Raw genomic sequence first — 23,834 nt, forward strand, 5'->3', positions numbered from 1 at the left:
AAACAAAATGAAGGTGGGTGTTTCGATCCTCGGGATTTTCGTCGCCGACACGGCCTATCTGGCCAAGCGCATGCCAAACGTTGGCGAGACCATCACCGGGACCGGTTTTGCAGTAGGCCCGGGCGGCAAGGGATCCAACCAGGCTGTCGCTGCTGCCCGCGCCGGTGGAACAGTCTCCTTCATCTCGAAGATCGGCCGCGACACCTTCGGCGATATGGCGCTGAAGACCTATTCGGAAGCAGGCGTGACGCCGAAGGTTGTGCAGATGGACGATATGCCGACCGGCGCTGCCTTCATCTACGTCAATGACGGTAACGGCGACAATGCGATCATCGTCTATCCAGGCGCCGCAGGCACCATCGGCGTGGGTGATGTCGAGGCGGCACGCGAAACCATCGAGCAATCGGCTGTTTTCGTGACCCAGCTCGAACAACCGGCCGAAGCGGCGCAGCGCGCCCTCGAAATCGCCCATGCGGCCGGCGTTACCACTGTTTTCAATCCAGCGCCGGCCGAGCCGTTTCCGGACACGATCTATCCGCTCTGCGACTATATCGTGCCAAACGAGACCGAGGCAGCGGCCATCGTCGGCTTTCCGCTCGACACGCTCGACGACGCCAGACGGGCTGGCGACGCCTTTCTTGCCAAAGGCGTGAAAGCCGCGCTGATCACACTGGGTGGTCGCGGTGTGCTCTATCATACGGCCGGGCAATCGGTTCATGTTCCGGCGGTCTCGGCGGGAGCAGTCATCGATACCACCGGCGCCGGCGACGCATTTGTCGGTGGCTTCTCGGCAGCGCTCTCGCGGGGCTTTAGTCCGGTCGAGGCCGTGCGTTTCGGCTGCGCGACCGCCGGTATTGCGGTGACGCGGCGGGGTACCGCGCCTGCAATGCCGAATATCGAGGAAATCGAGGCGCTTCTGCGGAAAGGAGGCGCATTATGACCCGCAACGATCCGGTCAAACATTTCTTCATCTGGCCGGCGTTGCTGATCGTGCTGGTAATCTCGATCTTCCCGCTGATCTATTCGCTGACCACCAGCTTCATGAGCCTGCGGCTCGTACCGCCGATCCCCGCGCATTTCGTCGGCTTCGGCAACTATGCGGAATTGCTTCAGAACCCGCGCTTCTGGAGTGTCACCTGGACGACGACGATCATCGCTTTTGTTGCGGTGTCGCTGCAGTATGTCATCGGTTTTTCCGTGGCGCTGGCGCTCAGCCGTCGGGTGCCTGGCGAAGGTTTGTTCCGGGTCAGCTTCCTGGTGCCAATGCTGGTGGCGCCCGTCGCCGTTGCACTCATTGCCCGCCAGATCCTCAACCCGACAATGGGCCCGCTCAATGAGTTGATGACCGCCTTCGGCTTTCCCAACCTGCCGTTTCTGACTCAGACCAGATGGGCTATCGGCGCCATCATTTCCGTCGAAGTGTGGCAGTGGACACCCTTCGTCATCCTGATGCTTCTTGCCGGGCTGCAAACCCTGCCGGAGGACGTCTACGAGGCTGCCGCGCTTGAAAATGCCAGTCCCTGGCAGCAGTTCTGGGGGATCACTTTCCCGATGATGCTGCCGATTTCGGTGGCGGTGGTCTTCATCCGCCTCATCGAGAGCTACAAGATCATCGACACGGTGTTCGTGATGACAGGCGGAGGGCCCGGCATTTCGACCGAAACGCTGACCTTGTTCGCGTATCAGGAGGGCTTCAAGAAGTTCAACCTCGGCTACACCTCCGCCCTCTCCTTCCTGTTCCTGATCGTCATTACCGTGATCGGGCTCGTCTATCTCGCCATCCTGAAGCCCTATCTGGAGAAGCACAAATGAGCGTGCGTAACCTCAAAGGATCCGGCCGCTGGTGGGCGCTCGCAGGCTGCCTGCTCTGGCTCGCCTTCACCTTCTTTCCGCTTTACTGGGTGGCGATCACCTCGTTCAAGTCGCCGCTCGGCGTCGTCGGCGGGCCGACCTATATTCCATTTGTCGACTTCGACCCGACGCTGACAGCCTGGAGCGAGCTTCTGTCGGGCGCGCGCGGCCAGTTCTACAACACCTTCATCGCCTCGACGATCATCGGGCTTTCCGCATCGGTGCTGGCCACCTTCATCGGATCCATGGCAGCCTATGCGCTGGTGCGCTTCACCTTCGAGGTCAAGCTGCTGTCCGGCGTGATTTTCGTCGTTGTTGCCTTTGGCGGATATCTTCTCGGCCGTCATGTGCTGGGCTACGGGCAGGCTATTTCGCTGATCTTTGCCTTTGTTGCAGCGCTTGCGCTCGCCATCGGCTCCAGCCGAATGAAGCTTCCAGGGCCGCTCCTCGGCAATGATGATATCGTCTTCTGGTTTGTCAGCCAGCGCATGTTTCCGCCGATCGTCGCCGCCTTTGCCTTGTTCCTGATGTACACGGAAATGGGCAAGTTGGGGTTCAAGTTGGTGGACACCTATACAGGGCTCACCTTCGCCTATGTCGCCTTCTCGCTGCCGATCGTGATCTGGCTGATGCGCGATTTCTTTGCGGCACTGCCGGTGGAAGTCGAAGAGGCGGCGATGGTCGACAATGTGCCGTCGTGGAGAATTTTCTTCGGTATCGTCCTGCCCATGTCCAAGCCGGGCCTGATCGCGACATTCATGATCACGCTCGCCTTCGTCTGGAACGAGTTCCTGTTCGCACTCTTCCTGACCAGTTCCAAATGGCAGACCCTTCCCATTCTCGTCGCAGGGCAAAACAGCCAGCGCGGCGACGAGTGGTGGTCGATATCGGCAGCCGCCCTGGTCGCGATCATACCCATGGTCGTCATGGCGGGCATTTTGAGCAGGCTGATGCGGTCTGGCCTGCTTTTAGGAGCAATAAAGTGACCGTTCGACAAGCCTAGTCATTGTTCAATTCCGGGGAGGAAAACATGAGAAGATTGCTATTGAGTTCAACGGCCGCAGGACTACTTGCTGCGGCGGGCGTCACATCCGCGCTCGCGTGCGAACCGGACTACACCGGTGTCACGCTCACCGCCACGACGCAGACAGGCCCCTATATCGCCTCTGCGCTGCAACTCGCGGCCAAGGGCTGGGAAGAAAAGACCTGCGGCAAGGTGAATGTCGTCGAATTTCCGTGGTCGGAACTCTATCCGAAAATCGTAACCTCGTTGACCTCGGGCGAAGACACGTTCGACGTGGTCGCCTTTGCGCCGGCCTGGGCACCGGACTTCACCGATTTTCTCTCGGAAATGCCCAAGGCGATGCAATCAGGTGCCGACTGGGAGGACATCGCGCCGGTTTACCGCGAGCAACTGATGGTCTGGAACGGCAAGGTCCTGTCGCAGACCATGGACGGTGATGCCCATACCTATACCTACCGCATTGATCTGTTTGAAAACGCGGAGAACCAGAGCGCCTTCAAGGCGAAGTATGGCTACGATCTTGCCCCGCCGAAGACATGGAAGCAGTATCTCGACATCGCTGAATTCTTCCAGCAGCCGGACAAGGGCCTTTGGGGCACGGCGGAAGCCTTCCGCCGTGGTGGCCAGCAATTCTGGTTCCTGTTCAGTCACGTGGCGGGATACACCAGCCATCCCGACAATCCCGGCGGCATGTTCTTCGATCCGGATACGATGGATGCACAGGTCAACAATCCGGGCTGGGTACGCGGCCTGGAGGAATATATTCGCGCTTCGAAACTGGCGCCGCCAAATGCGCTGAACTTCTCGTTCGGCGAAGTGAACGCGGCCTTTGCCGGTGGCCAGGTCGCGGAATCGATCGGCTGGGGCGATACCGGCGTCATCGCCGCCGACCCGAAGCAGTCCAAGGTCGCCGGCAATGTCGGTTCGGCATCGCTGCCGGGCTCCGACGAGATCTGGAACTACAAGACCAAGAAGTGGGACAAGCAGCCCGAGGTCGTCCAGACTTCCTTCATGGCCTTCGGCGGTTGGCAGGCAGCCGTACCGTCGTCCTCCAAGAACCAGGAGGCCGCTTGGAACTATATCCAGTTCCTGACGAGCCCGGCGGTTTCCGGTCAGGCGGCGATTACCGGCGGCACAGGCGTCAATCCATACCGTCTTTCGCACACGACAAATACGGCGTTGTGGTCGAAGATCTTTTCCGAGCGTGAGGCCAAGGAATATCTTGGAAGCCAGAAGGACGCGGTGACCGCCAAGAACACGGCGCTCGACATGCGCCTGCCGGGCTATTTCTCCTATACGGAAATTCTCGAAATTGAGCTTTCCAAGGCATTGGCTGGAGAGGTGACGCCGCAGCAGGCGCTGGATACCGTGGCTGCCGGATGGAACAAGCTGACGGAGGAGTTCGGCCGCGACAAGCAACTGGCAGCCTATCGTTCGTCGATGGGCCTGCCTGCGAAGTAAGCCCATCCTCAACATCTCATCCCGGCGGTGCCGGGATGAGATCAGACATCGTTGAAAGAAGAAGCAAACCATCGCCGCTTAGAGTGCCGTGCGTCCTTTCGGACGAAGGACGCTCTAACTCTTTCAATCCTCGCATCGTGCTTTCCGAAAATCGATTCCGATTTTGGGGCCGATGCGCTGGGCCAGGCGATGGAATTCTCATGAAAAGGTTACAGCATGTCCCAGGTGAGTTTGGATCAGGTCACCAAATCCTTTGGTAGCGTTGAGGTCATTCCTCCGCTCGATTTGGCAATTGCCGACAAGGAATTCGTGGTTCTTGTCGGACCTTCCGGCTGCGGGAAGACAACCACACTGCGGATGATCGCGGGGCTGGAACAGACGACATCAGGGGAAATCCGTATCGGCGAGCGGGACGTTACTGCGCTGCGCCCGGGTCTGCGCAATTGCTCGATGGTGTTTCAGAATTACGCGCTCTATCCGCATATGACAGTCGCCGAAAACATCGGCTACGGCATGAAGGTGCGCGGAACGCCGAAGCAGGACATCGATGCCGCCGTTGCAAATGCGGCGCGCATTCTCAATCTCGGTGCCTATTTGAAACGCAAGCCGAACGCGCTCTCAGGTGGCCAACGCCAACGCGTGGCGATTGGCCGGGCGATTGTTCGCCAGCCGGATGTGTTCCTGTTCGACGAACCGTTGTCCAATCTCGACGCTAAACTGCGCATTGAAATGCGAACAGAAATCAAGCTCTTACACCGCAGGCTCAAAACCACGATCGTGTACGTTACACATGATCAGGTAGAGGCGATGACGATGGCAGATCGGGTCGTGGTTATGAATCAAGGGCGGATCGAACAGGCCGCAGATCCGATCACCCTTTATGAATCTCCGAAGAATCTCTTTGTCGCTGCCTTCATCGGTTCGCCAAGCATGAACTTCATCGAGGGGCAACTTGTGCAAAACGCCGGTGGAATTGCCTTCCAAGCCGAGGGTGGGGTCAACATTCCGGTTCCCCCACAAAGAGCCGAGCGCCTTTCGGCGGCAGTGGGACAGTCAGTGGTTCTCGGGATCCGACCGGAACATACTATGGTTGGGGATTCCAACGTTTCAACTGTGAGCCTTCATGTCGCCGATATCGAGCCCCTCGGTCCATACACACTGGCGATCGGCAAGGTCGGGTCAGCGGCCTTTACTGCCCAGATCCACGCGTCATCGCGCGTTGGCCCGGATGACAGGATTAGTGTTCCAATTGATACCCAGAAAATGCACTTTTTCCTTAAAAGTACCGGAGACACGGTGGGCTAAAAGCACCGCGAACTATACGGCAATCCACCAAGAGGACATTCCGACATCGCGATCTGCGCCGTATGAATTCAAAGACAGGGGCGTCGGCAGCGCGGCATAGGCGCTAAAGGGCGTCGCAATGCCTCCGATGTTCGACGACAATCCGCTCTCCTGCCGCCACCTCCCCGCTGGGAGAAGAGGGAGCGAGCCGTACGGCTCAATCACCTTTCAAGCCACGTTGAAAGAAGAAGCAAGACCGAGATGCCCCTCCCCGGAAATGGGGAGGGGCAATATCATTACCTGTTGGCAGCGACCGGGCGGACCAGCGCCGTGACGCGGCGGATGGTGACGCGGCGGTTTTCCTGTTCCGGGCCTACCGTGTTGACCTTCAGGTAGCTCTCGCCATAGCCCTGCGTCGCAAGGTTTTCCGGCGCAATGCCGTAGACGTCGGAGAGCACGTTAGCGACCGATTCGGCCCGCTGGTCGGAGAGGATCAGGTTGCTCTGGTCTGAGCCAACAGCATCCGTATGACCCTCGATCAGGAAGGTTTCGCTCGGATCCTTCTCGAGCACCTGGCTGATCGCGTCGGCGACCTTGCGCAACGTGCGCGCCTGGGTCATCGGGATCTCGGCGCTGCCGGTCGCGAAGGTGATCGTGTCGAGGTCGATGCGGCGCACCTTGTCGCGGATACGGGCCGAATATTTCACCTCATCCAGCGAATAGACGCGCTCCACCGGCTCGACGGGCGGCTCGCTCAGGAACTCGTAATAGTCCCGGTTCGGGTCGCTGCGGGTATCGATGATGTAGTCGCTGAGCGGCACGCGCAGCCGCATCGGCGGCAGGTCGGCGCCCGGATCCTCGAAATAGTCGCGGTCCGGATCGTCATAGAGGTCCTGGGAATAATAGAGCACGTCCTCGCGTCCGCGGGCATCAACGCGCGACCGCTGGATGATGTCGCCGTAGCGGTTGCGGATCGTGACGATGCGATAGCCTTCCGGTCGCGCGATCGTCTCGCGGTAGCGGTCGCCGGACAGCTCTTCGTAGCTCGGCCGTTCGCCGTCGCGCAGGAAGCGCCTGTCGTCGTCGCCGCGCACGATCGTCCTGTTGTCGTACTGGATGATCACACGGCTGTCGTCACCACGGTCGTCGAAGCGCGCGCCGTCGGGACGGACGAATTGCGGCCGCTCGTCGAGCTTCCTGCCCTTCTCGCGGGTCACCGCCTCGAGTTTGACTGGCGCCGGCGCTTTGGCACCGCTCAAAGCCTGTGCATCGGCATCCGAGGTCGGCACCTTCACCTCCTGGCTGTCGGCGCGCTGCTTGTCGCGGTCGCGGCGGCCTTCCCGGCCCTTGCTGCGGTCGGCATCCTTGTCGCTGTCGAGCACGGCCGCGCCGTTCTCGACCGGCAGCACGACGGTTTCGTTGCTCTTGGCCGGATCGGCGGCAATCTTCTTGCGGCGCTCCAGCTCCTCGGGAGAAGCCTTTTCCGGCGCCGGAATGGCCTGCTCGACCTGCTGGCCGCCGCTGGCATCCGGCAGCGGCTGGGCAGTGTCGGTCGCGGGCGCGGCGGGCTGTTCACCGGCAGGCTTTGCCGCCGTACCATCCTTGGGCTTTTCGGCGGGCGCAGCTTCCGGGGCCGCCGCCTTGTCTTCGGTCGCCTTCTCTTCGCTCGGCTTGTCTGCGGGTGCCGCAGTCTTGCCCTTTGCCGGCTTTTTCTCGGCCGGCGCCTCGGCGGCGGGTTTTTCCTCCGGCGTGGCTTCGGGCTTGGCCGTTTCCGCAGTCGGCGTCACGGCCTCGGGAGCGGCAGGCTGGGCCTCTTTCTCGGCCTTGCCCTTGCCTTTATCCCGGCCCTGGGCCTTGTCCTGTCCTTTGTCCCGCTTGCCGCCTTCCGGCTTGGCTTCTGGCTGTGCCTGATCCGTCTCCGGCTGCGCTTCCTTTGCCGCCGGCTGCTGTTCGGGCTCGGCCTGCTGCGTTTCCTGTTTCTTCGGCTTTTTCGGCTTGTCCTGGGTTACGGGCTGCTGCTGTTCCGGCTGCGGCTCGGCCTCCGGCTTCGCCTCGGGCTGGGCTTCCGATTTGGCTTTCCGCTCCGGCTTGCTTTCCGGCTGCAGCGCAGGCGCCTCTTTCGGCGCCGCTTCGGCCTTGGGCGGTTCCGGCTCTGCCTTGGGTTCGGGCGCCGGAGCTTCCTTACGCTCAGCCTTCGGCTTTTCGGCGGGCGCTTCCTTCTGCGCCGGCTTCTCGGCGGCCGGCGCCTGTTCGGCCGGAGCTTCCTCCTTCTGCTTGCGCTTCTTCTTCAGCAGCTCCTCTTCGGAAGGCGCATCCTGCGCCACCTCGAAGCTGCCTTGCTCGGCCTGCTGCACGGCCGAGGCCTGCGTCGCGACGTCGCGTACGGCCGCCATCGCCGATGCCGGCTGCAAAGCCAGCGAAAGAGAAAGCAGCGGAAAAGCCGCGCTCGCGAACAATCTTGATTTCATGCCCATCGGGTTTCCTCGATCCTGTTTGAGCTTCTTGAAGGCCGCCAGGCCCTGGTTCCGCCCCTAGCTTCGCAATGAGGCGAAACGGCGGAATGGCAATTGCCGAGCCGCCGATTTGTTCCGGTTCTAGGAAGTGGAGGATTAACCTCGCGTGAATGTTGCAGTCTGCCGGCGTTCATCTCGCCTGTTATTTGCACCGCACAATTGCGATGGGATTTGTGTTGCAATTCTGTGAAAAAAAGTCTGATTATCGCCGCAAGGCGGTCTCGGCACCGTTGAACTGCGGCCGTCAGCCCAAGAGAAAAAGGAGCGACGGCTACCAACAGAGAGGATCCTCATGCTTAATCCTACCCGTATTTTCGCGGCAGCCTCGATCGCGGCGATGTCCCTTTTTGCCGGCTCGGCAATGGCCGATGGCGAGAAATATGTGATCGGCACCGATTCGACCTATCCGCCCTTCGAATTCGTCGATGCCAGCGGCACGATCCAGGGCTTCGACATCGACATCACCAAGGCGCTGTGCGCTGAAATGAAGGCCGAATGTACCTTCGTCAGCACCGACTGGGACGGCATCATCCCGGCGCTCAATGCCAAGAAGTTCGACATGATCGTCTCCTCCATGTCGATCACGCCGGAGCGTCTGAAGCTCGTCGACTTCTCAAACAAATACTACAACACCCCGCCGGCCATTGCCGTGCCGAAGGATTCGACGATCACCGATGTCGCCGGCCTCAAGGGCAAGGTGATCGGCGCGCAGACCTCCACGACGCACGCCAACTATGCCGAGAAGCATCTCGCCGACACCGAACTCAAGCTTTATCCCACAGCTGACGAATACAAGCTCGACGTTGCCAGCGGCCGTGTCGACGCCGTCATCGACGACGTCGTCGTTCTCTCCGAATGGGTGAAGTCCGACGCCGGCGCCTGCTGCAAGATCCTGACGACCCTGCCGGTCGACAAGGAAATCAACGGCAACGGCGCAGGTATTGCCATCCGCCAGGGCGATCCGCTCAGGGAGAAGCTGAACACGGCGATCGCTGCGATCCGCGCCAGCGGTGAGTACAAGAAGATCCAGGACAAGTACTTCGACTTCGACGTTTACGGCCAATAAGAAATTCGCTATCCGGCGATGAAGGTAATGGCGGGAGGCTTGCTCTTCCGCCATTTTTGTTTGACAAAGATTACAAGATCAAAACGGCAAAAGCCGTGAGGGGAATTCTCGCATGGGCGGATTATTTTCCGCGCTGGGCTCCTTTTGGAGCTGGATTGTGCACATTTTCGATCCGCTGTGCGGACCCGTTGGCATCTTCACTTGGTGGGGTCAGTCGACGATCCTTGCCTGCGGCGATACCGGCTGGGGCGACGAGATCGCGCTTGGCCTGCAGGTCACCATTTCGGTGGCGATCGTCACCCTGCCGATCGGCCTCGCCATCGGCTTCCTGGTGGCGCTCGGCCAGCAGTCGGAGGAAAAGCCGCTGCGGCTGGCTTCCGGCATCTACACCACGATCTTCCGCGGCTTGCCGGAGCTTCTGACGCTCTTCATCATCTACTATGGCATGCAGATGCTGATCCAGTCTCTGCTGACCTTCGTCGGTTATGACGGGCCGCCGATCGAGATCAACGCCTTCCTCGCCGGCGTCATCGCGCTTTCGGTCGTCTTCTCCGCCTACTGTTCGGAAGTGCTGCTCTCGGCCTTCCGCGCCATTCCCAAGGGGCAATATGAGGCAGGCGACGCGCTTGGGCTGCATAGCGGCCGCACGTTGCGCCTGATCATCCTGCCGCAACTCGTGCGCATCGCGCTGCCGGGCCTGACGAACCTGTGGATGGTGCTGCTGAAGGACACCTCCTACGTCTCGATCATCAGCCTTGCCGATATCCTGCGCCAGACGAGCGTCGCCGTGCGAGTGACCAAAGAACCCTTCTTTTTCTATGGTCTGGCCTGTTGCCTCTATCTGGTGCTCGCCATCCTCTCCTCCTTTCTGCTCGTCTATGTCGAGCGTTGGGCCAAGCGTTCGGAGATCCGTCGATGAGCTATGCCGAAACGCTGATCCCGCCGCAGCCAGCCCCCCGCGCGGTGATGAAGCCGATGACGCCGGCGCGCATGGCCGGCTATATTCTCGTGGCCATCTGGGCTGTGCTCGCAGCACTTCTCGTCATTTCCGTCATCAATGGCTGGGATCCGGAAAAATTCATCCGCTACGGGCCGCGTTACGTCCACGGCCTCGGGGTCACGCTGAGCCTCGTTTTCATTTCCGTCATCTGCGGCGCCATCCTGTCGCTGCCGCTTGCCGTGGCGCGCATGTCAAAGAACCGGCTGCTGAATGCGCTGGCCTACGGCTACATCTATTTCTTCCGCGGCACGCCGCTGCTTGCCCAGCTGTTCCTGGTCTATTACGGCCTCGGCATATTCCGGCCGCAGCTTGAGGCCGTCGGTATCTGGTGGTTCTTCCGCGATGCCTGGTATTGCGGCCTCTTCGCCATGACCATCAATACCGCGGCCTATCAGGCGGAAATCCTGCGCGGCGCCATTGAAAGCGTGCCGCATGGCCAGCAAGAGGCCGCGAATGCGTTGGGTATCCACAAGTACATCGCCTTCCGCAAGATCATCCTGCCGCAGGCTCTCATCGTCGCACTTCGCCCTTATGGCAACGAGATCATCCTGCTGATCAAGGGCTCGGCGGTCGTCGCCATCATCACAGTGCTCGACCTGATGGGCGAAACCCGCTACGCTTTCTCCCGCACTTTCGACTACCAGACCTATCTCTGGGCAGCGATCTTCTATCTCACCATCGTCGAGGCCTTACGCCATCTCTGGGCCTGGATCGAGCGCCGCCTGACCCGGCATCTCAAGCGCTGATGCATGACACCCAAAACTGTGTCGAGATTTTGGGATAACGGCATGCATTTAACAAAATCCAGTTTGGCAGCACTCTCTGCGTTATGCTGCCAAACCGTTGATATTAAAAATGAATTGTCCTTTTACGGAGTATCTGTAAAGCTTCCGTTAACCACTCGCATGTTTCCATATCATGTAGCGCTAATAAGCGCGCGAGTGGGAACAAGAAGAAGCGGAATACGATGCACAAGGACATGGAAAAACAGTTGAATGGCTATGGTCTGACGACCGCCCAGATCCTCTACCACCTGCCGGACCACCCGGCGATCCTGCAGACCTATGTCTGGCAGGATTACGACCTCGCCCCCGATTTTCCCGAAATGCGCGGCTTCCTGAAATTTTGGGAAGAGAAGCTCGACGGGCCGCTGCATTCGGTGCGCTACATCCACCGCAGGCTGATCTCGGCAACCGAGTGGCGGGCACTGAAGGGCGAGTTCATCCTGCACTGATCGGCTGGAGTGTGGTGCCGAATAGGGCGAATGGTTCAGGCCGTATCATGCTCCACTGCATAATTCCTTAAATCGGAATCGATTTAAGGATAAAATTATGCAGCAACTCAAAGTGCTACAGCGTCCTTTGCGCGTCTCAAAAGACGCGCGGCGCTGTAGGCCGCATCAGACATGCGCCTCGCCATGGCCGAATTCGCCTTCGTCGCGATCCCGGCGAAGGGCGAAGCCGAGCATGCCGAGATAGAATGCGATGACGATTGCGATCACCGCAAGGCCGGGAACCGGCCCGAGTGCGGCATTATCGATGACATAGGTCCATGACTGCGCCTGCAACGCCGGCATGCCTTCCGTCTGCAGTTTCGGCGTCGAGATCTTCAGACACCAGGCGAGCAACAGGATGAAATACATCCAGCCGTAATTGCGTTTGAGCCGGCGGTGCATCGCCTCTTGATAGCTGAGCAGGAAGCGTGGTTTGCGCAGGCTGCTGGCAACCACTACGGCCCATTCGCCGCCGGCCTCAGCCTCGGGCGCCAGAATCTCAGCGAAATAGCAGCGCTCGATCTGGCGAACGCGGGCGCGGTAGATATCGAAGAAGCGATAGCGCCGCGCCTCAATCATCAAAAGCAGCGTCACCAGCATCATCCCGAACAGCAGCACGCCGTGATGCGAGGTCGGCGTCGACAGCGACACCGAAAGGAGTGCTGCGACCACCGTGATCGCCCAATTGGACGTCCGGTCGATGCGGTCGCGCCAACTCGTCATCCGCCCGAGTTCACCACGGTAATAGTGGCAGAGCGCATTGGTGACCTCGATTGGTGTCCTAGGCAGCAACAATGGCCGCGCGCCCTCTCCTTCCCTTGCCGATAACGTCCTGTCTTGCTCCATTTTCATGGCTCGTTCCTCCCTTCGTCTTCTTTTCGGCCATTCTGCGCCCGCAAGCGCGCCATTGCAAAACATCCAAAGCCGCCTTAGACGCATGCCTGAAACAAAAGGACGATGGACTGCGATGGCAAAGAAGATCGACGAAGAAGCCCTTGGCGAGGCCTATAACCGCGCGCTGGCGCTGGAAAAGGCCGGCGATGTCGACGCGGCCGTTGCAGCCTATCAGGAAGTCCTGGCAATCGATCCCGACGATCACGGCGGTGCGGCCGTGCGCATCGCCGCGATGGGCCGCGGCGAAACGCCGGTCAAGGCGCCCGACGCCTATGTCGAGACCTTGTTCGACCAGCATGCCGAGGTTTTCGAGGACGTGCTCGTCGAGCAGCTCGGCTATCACGTTCCGATGCTGGTGCGCCAGCGCCTGCAGGAACTGAAGCTCGGACCATTCAAGCGGCTGCTGGATCTCGGCTGCGGCACAGGCCTCACCGGCGGCGCGCTACGCGACCTCTGCGCCGATATGACCGGCATCGACATATCGGAGAAGATGGTCGAGATCGCCCATGAGAAGGATCTCTACGAGACGCTCTTCGTCGCCGAGGTCGAGGATTTCCTCGATGACAACGACGAGGAGGCCTTCGACATCATCGCCGCCACCGACGTGCTGCCCTATCTCGGCGCGCTCGAACCGCTTTTCTTCGGCGCCGCCGAGAACCTGACGCCGGGCGGCTTGTTCATCTTCTCCTCGGAAACCCTGCCCGAGGAAATACTCGCCGGCCGCGCCTATATGGTCGGCCCGCACCAGCGCTTCGCCCATGCCGACGCCTATGTGAGAGAACGCCTGACGGCCACCGGTTTCGAACTCGTCGAGATATCGGATATCAACGTGCGCATGGAAGACGGCGAGCCAACTCCCGGCCATCTCGTCATCGCCAGGCATATCGGCTGAGGCCGATACTTGCACGATCGGCGAACTATCCCTTGCGCGATGCTCTGCAACCTGATACTTAGTCGAACGGTAAAGTATTCGACAGGAAAGGTCGCCATATGTCGCTCGTGCTCTATGGACATCCGCTTGCCTCCTTCTGCCACAAGGTGCTGATCGCGCTTTACGAGAACGGTACCCCGTTCGAGGACCGCATCGTTGATCTTTCCAGCGAGGAGTCGCGCGCCGATCTTTTCCGCTTCTGGCCGATCGGCAAGATGCCGCTGCTGCGCGACGAGGCGCGCGACAGCACCATTCCCGAAACATCAATCATCATCGAATATCTCGAGCAATATTATCCGGGGCCTATCCGCCTGCTGCCGCTGGAGATCGACCGGGCGCTGCAGGTCCGTCTCTGGGATCGCTTTTTCGATCTCTATGTCCAGACACCTATGCAGACGCTGGTCAGCAACCACATGCGCCCAGAGGGCACGGCCGACGAACGCGAGGTTGAGGCCGCCAAGGCGACGCTTGCCACCGCTTACTCAATGATCGAAAAGCAGCTCGTCGATAAGCCGTGGATATCAGGCGACGGCTTCACCGTGGCCGATTGCGCTGCAGCCCCAGCGCTCTTCTATGCCGAGACGCTGATTCCCTTCAGCCAGGAGCAGCGGAACCTTCGCGCCTATTACGATCGGCTGCTCGCGCGGCCATCCTTTGGACGGGTGCTGGAAGAGGCCCGCCCCTACTTCAAATTCTATCCCTATAAGGAAAGGCTGCCGGCGCGCTTTCGGGATGCGGCGGGATGATCGAGAGCCAGACTGATCTCGACCGCATGTTCCACGCGCTCTCCGACCGCAGCCGCCGCGGTATGATCGACCGGCTCGGTCGCGGCCCCGCCTCAGTCACCGAACTGGCGGCGCCGCTTGCCGTTGCCCTGCCGACGGTGCTGAAACATCTGCAGGTGTTGGAGGAAAGCGGTCTTGTCCTTTCCGCAAAGGCCGGTCGCGTGCGCACCTACCGCCTGCAGAAGGACGCGCTTGCCGCCGTCGAGCGCTGGGTGGAGCAGCGAAAGATCCAGTGGACCACCACCTTCGACCGCCTCGACCAATTTCTGGCTGATGAACCGGAGACATTTTCCGAATGACGACACGATCCGCCGAACACGCCACTCTCGTCATCGAGCGTCACCTGAAGGCGCCCGTCGCCCGCGTCTTCCGCGCCTGGTCGGCGCCAGAGGCCAAACGCCAATGGTTCGCCTGCCACGGCGAATGGGTGCCGCTGGACTACGGGCTCGATTTCCGCCCCGGTGGCAAGGAAAGGAACTACGTCGCCGATACTGACGGCCTCCTGCACGCCTATGACGCCCATTACATCGATATCGTGCCCGATGCCCGCATCATCTATGCCTATGAGATGAAGCTTGGGGAAAGCCGCATCTCCGCATCGCTCACAACCATCGCCTTTGAAGCCGAACCCGGCGGCACGAAAATGGTCTTCACCGAACAGGTGGTCTTCCTCGACGGCTACGCTGACAACGGCGCCCGCCTCCAGGGCACCGAAATCGGCCTCGACAATCTGCAACTCTTCCTCGAGCGCGAGGAAAGCCCGATCCACTGACACATGTCGCCAAATCAAGTTCGATGCGACGCGTTTCAGGCGATATTGCCAAGCCTCAAGCGCTGCTTGGTTTTTTTCGGGAGCCGGCGGGGCGAGCGGCAGCCCGCGTTGACGTGTTGAGTGCGGCGGCGGCGCGAACGAGCGCCTTCAATGCTTGCTCGTTGATCTCATCGCCCTCATGGAAATCGATGGCGCGCCTGGTATTGCCGTCAAGGCTGGAGTTGAAGAGGCCTGAAGGGTCCTCCAGCGATGCGCCCTTGGCGAAGGTCAGCTTCACCACGCTTTTGTAGGTCTCGCCGGTGCAGATGATGCCGGCGTGCTCCCACACCGGAACGCCTCTCCACTTCCATTCCTCGACCACGTCGGGCGCGGCCTGCCTAATGAGAGTTCGGACCCGGGCGAGCGTCTCGCCTCGCCAATCGCTCAACTCCTCGATTCTCGCATCGATCAAACGAGAAGGAGAGTCTCCGTCTTTCTCTTCGCTGGAGCCGCTCTTCTTCATGGTTGCCGTGGCTTTCTTCATCAATATCGCTCCTCCATCCCTTAAGTGCTGATGACCTAGAGCGCCGTGCGTCCTTTCAGACGCACAAAGGACGCTCTAACGCATTAAATCTACGCATCCGCTTACATTCGTTCACCGGGCACTCGGCTGGCTTGCTCCACCCAGGCGGCGAGCTGAGCCTCGTCGAGTTGGTCTTCCTCATGGATGTGGAAGTAACGCACTTCCTTTTGCTTGGACTCGCCGGGTGGGATGGGACTGAGCGACGTGCCACGGAAGAAAGCAAGTTTGATGTATTTCGCGAAGCAATGGACACCGAGAAACCAGCCCTGCCCTTCCATGCCATAGAGCGGCGAGTTCCATTTCACGGCCTTATACACCCCCGGCACCATGCGCGTGATGAGCGCATCGAGGCGATGCCCGATGTCGCTTTTCCAGCCCGGCATGGCGGCGATGTAGGCTTGCACGGGAGCGTCGCCGTAACCCTTGGCGATCTGAGGGTTGCCGCCCGAGAGAAGGGTCGGCTCCGCGGTATCAGGCGTGGCTGCTGTCTTCTTCGTGATCTTCGCTGCGGTCTTGGATGTCTTCCCGGACATTGCCGTCACTCCTACCCTCCGCTGCGTCCCGCGCCGCGCCACTTGGTGGCATATGGCAGCGCGAACAAGTAGAGACCAGTGAGCAGGAGCAAGGTCAGCGGCAGCAGCGCCATGAGCCCCACCCAGACGGATGATTTCTCCTGCACCATCGTGATGATATTAATTATGACGGCCAGCGTAAAGGCAATGGACAGCCAACGGTGGATCTGCCGAAACCAGTTATTCCAATTCAAGGGAACCTCCTGCGAAAACAAGCCGAAGCGGATGGCGTGATCCGTTTGGCCGCGGCCTCACTCTATCCGCGCCAGGACCTGCTCGAGATTTGCAAAGAACCGCTCCCACCCGCTCCTGGCGCCCCCGTAGGCCTGCCGCTGATCCGGTCGGAAGCCCGACTGCTCCATGCGCAGCTGCGTGCCCGCGCTCGTGGGCGTGAGAGTCCAGGTGACGACGCTCGCGAGATCATAGGCAGCCCAGGTGTAAGACAGGGTTTTGTTCGGCTCGACCTCCAGGACCTGGCAATCGACGGAGCCCCAATCCGCGCTCAGCTTGAAACGGTGATCCACGACCGGCACGAAGTCGTTCTTCATCAGCCAGTCCGCGATCAGATGTGGCTGGGTGAGCGCCCGCCAGATCTTTTCCGGCGGAAAAGGGATCTCTCGTTCGACGACGACGGAACGAGTTTCGGTGGATATTTCGGTCATTGGTCCATCCTTTTCAGTAGATCTTCCAGCTGGTCGAACCGATTCTGCCAAAAGTCGGCCATCTCACTTGTCCAGTCGACCAGCGGCGCCAGCGCACCGAGCTGCGCGCTGTAATGCGTCTGGCGACCTTCGTGACGATCACGCACCAATCCGGCCTGTTTCAGGATTCCGAGATGTTTTGAGACGACCGGTTGCGAGACCCCGGCCCGAGCCGTCAGAGCCCCGACCGTCTTTTCTCCTTCGCGGCATAGCCGTTCGAAAAGAGCCCTCCGGGTCGGATCGGCGAGCGTTCTGAAGAGCACGTCTTGGGTGTCCGACATCTACAATCCATACCCCGTTGGCTATGGGTTGACGTATAGCCATGAAGGTATGAGTGTGTCAAGCTGGACGTAAGGCGAGCTAGGAAAACTATTGTTGCTGATTTTGGCGCGTGCCGCAGCGCACTTCGGCAGAGACGGCTGATTCTCTCATACCCAGGCGGCTATACATCTTCGCCATTGGTGATGCATGCTCGCACCGACACGCCTCGCCTATGCCGAGGTCATGCAACCTCGCGAATAGCGCCGGGATCAATGGCCGCTGTCTGTACCGAGGATCGCGGCAAGCAGTCGGCCCTCCAGCTCGGCAAGGCCGGGATGGCCGTGCCGGCGCGGATGCGGATAGGGAATGGGAAGATCGAGTGCGATCCGCCCCTCGTCGAGCACGATGACCCGGTCGGCGAGATGCACCGCCTCGCTGACATCATGTGTGACGAGCACGGCGGTGAAGCCGAGTTCGCGCCAGACACGGTTGATGAGTTCCTGCATGCTGATCCGCGTCAGCGCATCGAGCGCACCGAGCGGTTCGTCGAGCACCAGCACGCCCGGCCGGCTCACCAGCGCCCGCGCCAGCGCCACGCGCTGCCGCTGCCCGCCGGAAAGCCGCGCCGGCCATTCCCTGGTCTTTTCGCCGAGCTGGACTTCGGCAAGCACGGCCTCAGCCGCCTTCGCCGCAGCCCGGCCGTCGATGCCGTCTCCGAGCCCGACCACGACATTATCTGCGACACTGAGCCAGGGCAGCAGCCTCGGCTCCTGGAAGACGATGCGCGCGTTCGGGCTCGCCGGCGCGCCATCGGCATCCTCGAAATGCAACGCGCCGGCACTCGGCTCGTCGAGGCCCATCAGAATGCGCAGCAGCGTGCTCTTGCCGCAGCCGCTCTTGCCGATCACGGCGACGAACTGGCCAGCTGGGATATGCAGGTTGATGCCGCGCAGCACGCGGTTGGCCCCAAAACTCTTTTCAAGCCCCCTCAGGCTAATCGCCGCGGGTGCACTACGACCGGCCGTGGGCGCGTTTTCGCGCGCATAAGCTGGCTCTTCGGCGACGGCGTGAAAACGCTCATGCGCGATCGATGTCATGGCGTCTCTCCTATTTCTGATAGACCGGGTTCCAGGCGAGCAGCCGCCTCTCCAGAACCCGGGCGATGACATCGGCAAGCTTGCCGAGCACGGCATAGATGACGAGGGCGAGCACGACGACGTCAGTCATCATGAATTCGCGGGCATTGTTGGCCATGTGGCCGATGCCTGAGGATGCTGCGATCGATTCCGATACGATCAGCGTCAGCCACATGATGCCGAGGGCATATCTCAGGCCGACGAAGATCGACGGCAGCGCGCCTGGAAAGATCACCTTGCGGAAGAGCGTCCAGTTGCCCATGCCATAGACCTTGCCCATCTCGATCAGATCGCGATCGACATTGCGCACGCCGTGATAGGTGTTGAGATAAACGGGGAAGAGCACGCCGAGCGAGGTGAGAAACAGCTTCGATTCCTCGCCGATCCCGAACCACAGGATGACGAGCGGGATCATTGCCAGGTGCGGAATGGTGCGCAGCATCTGCAGCGTGGTATCGGTCAGCTGCTCGGAAATACGCGATACGCCATTGGCGATACCGAGCAGGAAGCCGATCGAGCCGCCAACGAGAAGGCCGGCAAAGGCGCGGCCGGCGCTCACCAGCACGTCATTCGGCAACTGGCCGGAAACCGTCGTCGACCAGAAGGCGAGGCCGACATCGGCCGGCGAGGGCATGATGCGCGACGAGATCCAGCCGGCCGAGGAGGCAAGCTGCCAGAACGCCACGATCGCCACCGGCACCAGATAGGGCGTTAGCTTCTCCAGGCCGGGCAGCGGCAGGCGGAACCGCGCCTTCCCGGCCTTTTCGGAAGCGACCGACCGTACGAACGGAGTATCGAAAGTCGACATGCATTGTCCTCGCGCTTATCGGGAGCAGGATGCCGCAAGCCCCAAGCGGCTTGCGACGGTGTCACGCTCTGCGTCTTCGTTCGAGATCAGGAGCCGGAGACGACTTTCAGATTGCCGCCATGGCTGCCGCCTGCGAAGACCTGCTTGCGGCCGAACTCGTTGTTGAAACCCAGGCGCTGCTGGTCGCGGGTAATGCCGAGCTCAGGGAAAAGCAGCTCGGCGACGCGATAGGCCTCTTCGAGATGCGGATAGCCGGAGCCGATCACCGTATCGATGCCGATCTCCTGATACTCGCGAAGGCGCGCAGCCACCGTCTTCGGCGATCCCACAAGCGCCGTGCCCGCACCGGCGCGCACCAGGCCGACACCGGCCCAGAGGTTCGGCGAGACTTCGAGCTTGTCGCGGCGCCCGCCATGAAGGGCGGCCATGCGCTTCTGGCCGACTGAGTCGGACTCCTGGACGAAGCGCTCCTGCGCCTCGCGGATCGTATCATCGTCAAGATGGCGGATCAGCCGCTCGGCCGCCTCCCATGCCTCATCATCGGTTTCGCGTACGATGAAGTGCAGGCGGATGCCGAAGCTCACCTCGCGGCCGCGTTCGCCGGCGGCCTTGCGCACCTTGGTGATCTTCTCGGCAACCTGTGCCGGCGGCTCGCCCCAGGTCAGATACTTGTCGACCCGGCCAACGGAGAAATCGATGCCGGCATCCGACGAACCGCCGAAATAGAGCGGCGGGCGCGGGTTCTGCACCGAGGGAAAGCCGAGGCGCGCATTGGTCGCCTTGATGTATTTGCCGTCGAAGCTTGCCGTTCCCTTTTCCAGCAGTTCCTCAAAGACGGTGAAGAACTCCTCGGCATGGGCGTAGCGCTCGTCATGCTCGAGATGGATGCCGTCGCCGGCAAGCTCCGCCGGGCTGCCGCCGACGACGATGTTGAGCAGCAGCCGGCCGTTGGAGATGCGGTCGAGCGTCGTCGCAAGACGCGCGTAATAGGCAGGCGATGCCGTGCCGGGGCGGATTGCCACCAGGAACTGCAGCTTCTCGGTCTTGGCGGCAAGGGCTGCCGCCGTCACGAAGGATTCCTCGCAGGCAACCCCGGTCGGCAGCAGCACGCCGGAATAGCCGAGCCGGTCGACGGCCTGGGCGATCTGCGTGAGATAACCGATCTCCGGCGCACGGTTGAGCTCGGAGGAGCCGAGATAGGTGCCGTCGCCCGATGTCGGGATGAACCAGAGGAAATTGATAGGTCCGGATATACCTGTATGGGAGGTGGTGGTCATAGAAGACGGTCCTTTAGCTGCGGAATTCGCGGTCGAGATGGCTCTCTGCAAGTGACGACGCACAGACCGTCTGCCCGCATAACGCCGCCGCACGGATGCTTGGGAGGATCGTGGTGGTGGCGGAGGGTGCAAGAAGGCCGGCTGTCTGTCTGTGCGTGAGCATCTAAAATGTCCCTGTCGATCGGATGGCGGCTGGCCGATGCTTTTCGGTGTCCGCTCCAATCGAGAGGATATTGACATAGACCAGTAATTAGATCGACAATATCAATTTGCTATTGTAATCCGTTTTGGAGAATATTTTTCCGGTTCAGCGGCATGGAAGCCCTCTCCATGCCGCTGAACCGGAAATCTTGGCACCGGGCGGAAAATCAGCTCGCCTTGGGACGCCAGATAATATCGCCGGTCGCGAGTTTCTTCGGCAGGATGCCGAGCCCGTAGAATTCGTCTGCGAGTGCCTGCTGATAGGCGGCGGCGGCATCGGTGATGGTCGAGACGCTGCCGAGATCGGCGCCCTTGCGCGTCAATGTTACGCGCGTCACGTCAGCCGGCACGCCGGTAATTTCGGAAAGCTCCTTGACCGTTTCGTCGAGATTGCTCTGTGCCGACTTCCCGACCTTGGCAAGCTCATCGATCACGTCGACGATCACTTGCGCGTTGGCATCGGTGAAATCGCGATTGGCGAGGAAGAAGCTGTAGGAATCAACGACGCCTTCAGCGGTCGTCAGGATACGTGTCTCCGGATCGGCTTCGGCAATCGCCAGATAAGGATCCCAGATCGACCAGGCGTCGATGCTGCCATTCTTGAACGCGGCGGCGGCATCCGGCGGCGAAAGATCGACCTGCTCGACATCTTCGGGCTTCAGGCCCGCCTTGCGCAAAACCTTAACGGTTACATTATGCGCGCTGGAGCCGCGCTTGAAAGCGACCTTTTTACCCTTGAGGTCTTCAAGTGTCTTGATGGACGAATCCTTGCGCACGAGGATAGCCGAGGCTGCCGGGCTGCCCTTGTAGAGACCGACATAATAGAGCTGCCCGCCAGCCGCCTGGGCAAAGAGCGGCGGCACATCGCCGGTCGCACCGAAATCGAGAGCGCCGGCGCCCAGCGCTTCGAGAAGCGGCGGGCCGGAGGTGAATTCCGACCAGCTGACGGTAATGCCGTGGTCGGCAAGCCGCTTTTCAAGTGCGCTGCGACGCTTGGCGAGCGCCAGCACGCCGTTCTTCTGCCAGCCTATACGGAATTCGCTGGCGGCAGCGCGTGCCGGCCGGACAGCCGGCAGGATTGCCGTGGCCGCAGCGGCTGCGAAAAGCCCGAGCGTTTGTCGACGTGAAATCATGACTTTCCCCTTTTTTGATGGTGCCGGGCCTGTTTTCGGCTGGTCGACCCTGTCAGTGATGAATGCCATGATGATTAAATCTATAATTTATATCGACAATTTTATTTGCAAGATTCCGCCTTTACTGAAATTTTGCGGCCCGGAAATCGCCCTTAAGCGGAATTTTTTCGCGCGTCCTTTATGCTGAGTACTATCCCGGCTCACTCCCGACCTTCCGCGGCCAACCGCTCGCGGATGAAGGTGGGGCCGCCGGCAAGACGCTTCGCAAGCAGGCTTGCGGGATCGACCATGCGCCAATAGGGCGTAACCGTCGAAACCCGCTCGCCCTTCTCCAGCGCGCCGAAGGACAACTCGGCGATCGCACGCAAATGCCGCTGCACGGTCACCGGACAACAGGCGTCCGCCCCGTATTGAGCGGCAAGACGGCGGCGGAGAACGCCGACTTCGGTGAGTACACCTTCCGGTGCCGATCGAATCTGCTCTGCGACCATCTGCTGCGATGGAATAAGCATCGCCTGCATTCCGCTACGGCCTTTGCGCCGCGGCTTGATCGTCGGAATTTCGCTCATGTCACCCCAGGAACATAATGCCTTCCTTCCAATTTAGGGCTCGGCCGAACGGTAGCCAGCCTCATATGCGTCAATCGGAAGGAAGTCTGCCTTCACGGGCTTTTCTGCTCCCGCCGTTTCGGTTAATCCTCGGGCCTGCACTTGAGGAAAAGGATAGGACATATGGCAAAAGTCGCGTTCATCGGTCTCGGCGTCATGGGTTTCCCAATGGCGGGGCATTTGAAGACGAAAGGCGGCCACGATGTCACCGTCTATAACCGCACGCCGGCAAAAGCCGCCGCTTGGGCCGAGAAATTCTCCGGCAAATCGGCCCCTACTCCGGCTGAGGCCGCCGCTGGCGCCGACTTCGTCTTCGTCTGCGTCGGCAATGACGAAGATCTCCGATCGGTGACATTGAGCGAGAACGGCGCCTTACACGGCATGAAGCCCGGTTCGGTGCTGATCGACAACACCACCGCCAGCGCTGAAGTCGCCCGCGAACTTTATGCCGCGGCGAAGGAAAAAGCTGTCGATTTCATCGACGCTCCCGTCTCCGGCGGCCAGGCCGGCGCTGAAAACGGCGTCCTGACTGTCATGTGCGGTGGCGACGAGGCCGTCTTCGAATGCGCCAGGCCTGTCATCGACGCCTATGCCCGCATGGTTGGTTTGATGGGACCGGCAGGCTCGGGCCAGTTGACCAAGATGGTCAACCAGATCTGCATCGCCGGCCTCGTCCAGGGACTTGCCGAGGCGCTGCATTTCGGCAAGCGTGCCGGCCTCGATATCGAAAAGGTGGTCGAGGTGATTTCCAAGGGGGCAGCCGGCTCCTGGCAGATGGAAAACCGCCACAAGACCATGAACGCAGGCAAGTATGATTTCGGCTTCGCGGTCGACTGGATGCGCAAGGATCTCGGCATCGTGCTCACCGAAGCCCGCCGCAACGGCGCCAAGCTGCCGGTCACCGCCGTCGTCGACCAGTTCTACGGCGACGTGCAGGCGATGGGCGGCAATCGTTGGGACACATCCTCGCTGCTCGCCCGCCTGGAAAAATGATCGGCCCCTCCTCCGATGCGGCCGAATTGATCGCGCATCTCGAAACGCTGCGCTCGGAGGAGAATGTCGCCGGCATGGCGCGCTTCGGTATTGTTACCGGCCGCGCCCTCGGTATCTCCAATCCCGATATCAAGGCGGTCGCCAGAGTGGCGAAGAAGGATCACGTCAGGGCAATGCAGCTCTGGCGAAGCGATATCCGCGAAGCCCGCCTACTTGCCCTCTACACGGCCGAGCCGAAGCGGTTGACGACGGAAGAAGCCCAAAATTGGGCCGATGATTTCAACTCCTGGGAGATCGTCGATTGCGCCGCCGATCTCTTCGTCGAGGCCCGGTTGGACGAGCTCATCTGGGAATTCGCTGCCGACGAGCGCGAATTCGTCCGGCGCACAGCCTTCGCCATGATTGCCGGCGGTGCCGTCCACCGGAAAAAGGAGCCCGACGCCACCATTCTTGCCTGGCTGCCGCTGATCAAGGCTCATTCCGGCGACCCCCGAAACTTCGTGCGCAAGGCGGTGAATTGGGCGCTGCGCAATGTCGGCAAGCGCAATCTGGCCTGCCATGCGCCGGCGCTGGCACTCGCAAAGGCCCTGGCGGAAAGCCCTGATAAAACTGCCCGCTGGATCGGCAAGGATGCCGTCAGGGAGCTGGCCGGCGAAAAGCTGCTGGCACGGTTGAGATAAGGCCGATCGGCTCCCAAACTATGTCGCGCAAACTGTGCAGTGTTTTGC

Annotated in this window: 27 protein-coding genes; 15 read left to right on the forward strand and 12 right to left on the reverse strand. The window is 60.8% G+C overall.

From position 1 onward, the window contains the following. Positions 1–7: 7 nt before the first annotated feature. The 5 genes from rbsK to J3P73_RS14030 all read left to right on the forward strand — a co-directional run bounded on the left by rbsK (position 8) and on the right by J3P73_RS14030 (position 5,641). Positions 8–940: a ribokinase gene (gene rbsK, locus J3P73_RS14010; protein ID WP_024321896.1), complete on the forward strand. Its 933-nt coding sequence runs from the start codon at positions 8–10 to the stop codon at positions 938–940. Beyond that, positions 937–1,812, forward strand: coding sequence for a carbohydrate ABC transporter permease (locus tag J3P73_RS14015; RefSeq protein ID WP_003560016.1), 876 nt, complete (start codon positions 937–939; stop codon positions 1,810–1,812). The genes rbsK and J3P73_RS14015 overlap by 4 nt, the downstream gene beginning before the upstream one ends. Then, positions 1,809–2,837, forward strand: a complete 1,029-nt coding sequence (locus tag J3P73_RS14020; protein WP_018068626.1) for a carbohydrate ABC transporter permease — start codon at positions 1,809–1,811, stop codon at positions 2,835–2,837. The genes J3P73_RS14015 and J3P73_RS14020 overlap by 4 nt, the downstream gene beginning before the upstream one ends. 44 nt (positions 2,838–2,881) lie before the next feature. After that, complete coding sequence (locus J3P73_RS14025) at positions 2,882–4,336, forward strand: extracellular solute-binding protein (protein WP_018068625.1); 1,455 nt, start codon at positions 2,882–2,884, stop codon at positions 4,334–4,336. Between the two features lie 216 nt (positions 4,337–4,552). Then, entirely contained in the window at positions 4,553–5,641 is a 1,089-nt protein-coding gene (locus J3P73_RS14030; protein ID WP_018068624.1) for an ABC transporter ATP-binding protein, read from the forward strand. 275 nt (positions 5,642–5,916) lie between these two features. Here the strand turns inward: J3P73_RS14030 and J3P73_RS14035 are convergent, their stop codons facing one another. After that, the gene (locus tag J3P73_RS14035) at positions 5,917–8,094 is read right to left on the reverse strand and encodes an OmpA family protein (RefSeq protein ID WP_024321897.1); all 2,178 of its coding nucleotides are present in this window, start codon (positions 8,092–8,094) and stop codon (positions 5,917–5,919) included. Positions 8,095–8,425: 331 nt separating this feature from the next. On the opposite strand from J3P73_RS14035, the gene J3P73_RS14040 reads away from it, so the two are divergent. The 4 genes from J3P73_RS14040 to J3P73_RS14055 all read left to right on the forward strand — a co-directional run bounded on the left by J3P73_RS14040 (position 8,426) and on the right by J3P73_RS14055 (position 11,433). Then, positions 8,426–9,199, forward strand: coding sequence for a transporter substrate-binding domain-containing protein (locus J3P73_RS14040; protein WP_018480745.1), 774 nt, complete (start codon positions 8,426–8,428; stop codon positions 9,197–9,199). 112 nt (positions 9,200–9,311) lie between these two features. Further along, positions 9,312–10,118 carry an ABC transporter permease gene (locus tag J3P73_RS14045; RefSeq protein ID WP_024321898.1) on the forward strand — a complete coding sequence of 269 codons (807 nt, stop codon included), beginning with the start codon at positions 9,312–9,314 and terminating at the stop codon, positions 10,116–10,118. Further along, positions 10,115–10,945: an ABC transporter permease gene (locus tag J3P73_RS14050; protein ID WP_130691934.1), complete on the forward strand. Its 831-nt coding sequence runs from the start codon at positions 10,115–10,117 to the stop codon at positions 10,943–10,945. The genes J3P73_RS14045 and J3P73_RS14050 overlap by 4 nt, the downstream gene beginning before the upstream one ends. Positions 10,946–11,166: 221 nt before the next feature. Next, positions 11,167–11,433: an usg protein gene (locus J3P73_RS14055; protein WP_018068619.1), complete on the forward strand. Its 267-nt coding sequence runs from the start codon at positions 11,167–11,169 to the stop codon at positions 11,431–11,433. Between the two features lie 165 nt (positions 11,434–11,598). Here the strand turns inward: J3P73_RS14055 and J3P73_RS14060 are convergent, their stop codons facing one another. Beyond that, positions 11,599–12,324: a DUF2270 domain-containing protein gene (locus J3P73_RS14060; RefSeq protein WP_018068618.1), complete on the reverse strand. Its 726-nt coding sequence runs from the start codon at positions 12,322–12,324 to the stop codon at positions 11,599–11,601. Positions 12,325–12,439: 115 nt separating this feature from the next. On the opposite strand from J3P73_RS14060, the gene J3P73_RS14065 reads away from it, so the two are divergent. From J3P73_RS14065 to J3P73_RS14080, 4 genes are all read left to right on the forward strand, one after another. Next, on the forward strand, positions 12,440–13,258 hold the full coding sequence (locus J3P73_RS14065; RefSeq protein ID WP_024321899.1) for a class I SAM-dependent DNA methyltransferase: 819 nt from the start codon (positions 12,440–12,442) through the stop codon (positions 13,256–13,258). Positions 13,259–13,356: 98 nt separating this feature from the next. Beyond that, the gene (locus tag J3P73_RS14070; protein ID WP_207579652.1) at positions 13,357–14,043 is read left to right on the forward strand and encodes a glutathione S-transferase family protein; all 687 of its coding nucleotides are present in this window, start codon (positions 13,357–13,359) and stop codon (positions 14,041–14,043) included. Further along, positions 14,040–14,381, forward strand: a complete 342-nt coding sequence (locus J3P73_RS14075) for an ArsR/SmtB family transcription factor (protein ID WP_018068615.1) — start codon at positions 14,040–14,042, stop codon at positions 14,379–14,381. Before J3P73_RS14070 ends, J3P73_RS14075 begins: the two co-directional genes overlap by 4 nt. After that, positions 14,378–14,854: an SRPBCC family protein gene (locus J3P73_RS14080; protein ID WP_018068614.1), complete on the forward strand. Its 477-nt coding sequence runs from the start codon at positions 14,378–14,380 to the stop codon at positions 14,852–14,854. The genes J3P73_RS14075 and J3P73_RS14080 overlap by 4 nt, the downstream gene beginning before the upstream one ends. A 55-nt stretch (positions 14,855–14,909) precedes the next feature. Here J3P73_RS14080 and J3P73_RS14085 read toward each other — a convergent pair whose 3' ends face one another. The 10 genes from J3P73_RS14085 to J3P73_RS14130 all read right to left on the reverse strand — a co-directional run bounded on the left by J3P73_RS14085 (position 14,910) and on the right by J3P73_RS14130 (position 22,074). Next, entirely contained in the window at positions 14,910–15,377 is a 468-nt protein-coding gene (locus tag J3P73_RS14085) for a DUF1801 domain-containing protein (protein WP_130691938.1), read from the reverse strand. Positions 15,378–15,478: 101 nt separating this feature from the next. Beyond that, positions 15,479–15,949 carry a DUF1801 domain-containing protein gene (locus tag J3P73_RS14090; protein ID WP_024321901.1) on the reverse strand — a complete coding sequence of 157 codons (471 nt, stop codon included), beginning with the start codon at positions 15,947–15,949 and terminating at the stop codon, positions 15,479–15,481. 11 nt (positions 15,950–15,960) lie between these two features. Beyond that, entirely contained in the window at positions 15,961–16,182 is a 222-nt protein-coding gene (locus J3P73_RS14095) for a hypothetical protein (protein WP_024321902.1), read from the reverse strand. A gap of 57 nt (positions 16,183–16,239) precedes the next feature. Beyond that, positions 16,240–16,650, reverse strand: a complete 411-nt coding sequence (locus J3P73_RS14100) for an SRPBCC family protein (RefSeq protein WP_018067950.1) — start codon at positions 16,648–16,650, stop codon at positions 16,240–16,242. Continuing rightward, complete coding sequence (locus tag J3P73_RS14105; protein WP_024321903.1) at positions 16,647–16,970, reverse strand: ArsR/SmtB family transcription factor; 324 nt, start codon at positions 16,968–16,970, stop codon at positions 16,647–16,649. The genes J3P73_RS14100 and J3P73_RS14105 overlap by 4 nt, the downstream gene beginning before the upstream one ends. A gap of 249 nt (positions 16,971–17,219) precedes the next feature. Further along, a complete protein-coding gene (locus J3P73_RS14110) occupies positions 17,220–18,047 on the reverse strand; it encodes an ATP-binding cassette domain-containing protein (RefSeq protein WP_024321904.1) in 828 nt (275 codons plus the stop codon). A 10-nt stretch (positions 18,048–18,057) separates the two neighbouring features. Further along, entirely contained in the window at positions 18,058–18,894 is an 837-nt protein-coding gene (gene ssuC / locus J3P73_RS14115) for an aliphatic sulfonate ABC transporter permease SsuC (protein ID WP_018067948.1), read from the reverse strand. A gap of 86 nt (positions 18,895–18,980) precedes the next feature. Beyond that, positions 18,981–20,171, reverse strand: a complete 1,191-nt coding sequence (ssuD, locus tag J3P73_RS14120; RefSeq protein WP_024321905.1) for an FMNH2-dependent alkanesulfonate monooxygenase — start codon at positions 20,169–20,171, stop codon at positions 18,981–18,983. Between the two features lie 368 nt (positions 20,172–20,539). Then, the gene (locus J3P73_RS14125; protein WP_024321906.1) at positions 20,540–21,505 is read right to left on the reverse strand and encodes an aliphatic sulfonate ABC transporter substrate-binding protein; all 966 of its coding nucleotides are present in this window, start codon (positions 21,503–21,505) and stop codon (positions 20,540–20,542) included. Positions 21,506–21,705: 200 nt separating this feature from the next. Continuing rightward, the gene (locus tag J3P73_RS14130) at positions 21,706–22,074 is read right to left on the reverse strand and encodes a hypothetical protein (protein ID WP_024321908.1); all 369 of its coding nucleotides are present in this window, start codon (positions 22,072–22,074) and stop codon (positions 21,706–21,708) included. Between the two features lie 162 nt (positions 22,075–22,236). Here J3P73_RS14130 and J3P73_RS14135 point away from each other — a divergent pair, with 162 nt between their 5' ends. Next, positions 22,237–23,106 (forward strand): NAD(P)-dependent oxidoreductase, encoded by an 870-nt coding sequence (locus J3P73_RS14135; RefSeq protein WP_024321909.1) that lies wholly within the window; start codon positions 22,237–22,239, stop codon positions 23,104–23,106. Continuing rightward, on the forward strand, positions 23,103–23,786 hold the full coding sequence (locus J3P73_RS14140) for a DNA alkylation repair protein (RefSeq protein ID WP_024321910.1): 684 nt from the start codon (positions 23,103–23,105) through the stop codon (positions 23,784–23,786). Before J3P73_RS14135 ends, J3P73_RS14140 begins: the two co-directional genes overlap by 4 nt. Positions 23,787–23,834: the final 48 nt, after the last annotated feature.

Source organism: Rhizobium ruizarguesonis (assembly GCF_017357285.1).
Lineage (GTDB): Bacteria > Pseudomonadota > Alphaproteobacteria > Rhizobiales > Rhizobiaceae > Rhizobium > Rhizobium ruizarguesonis.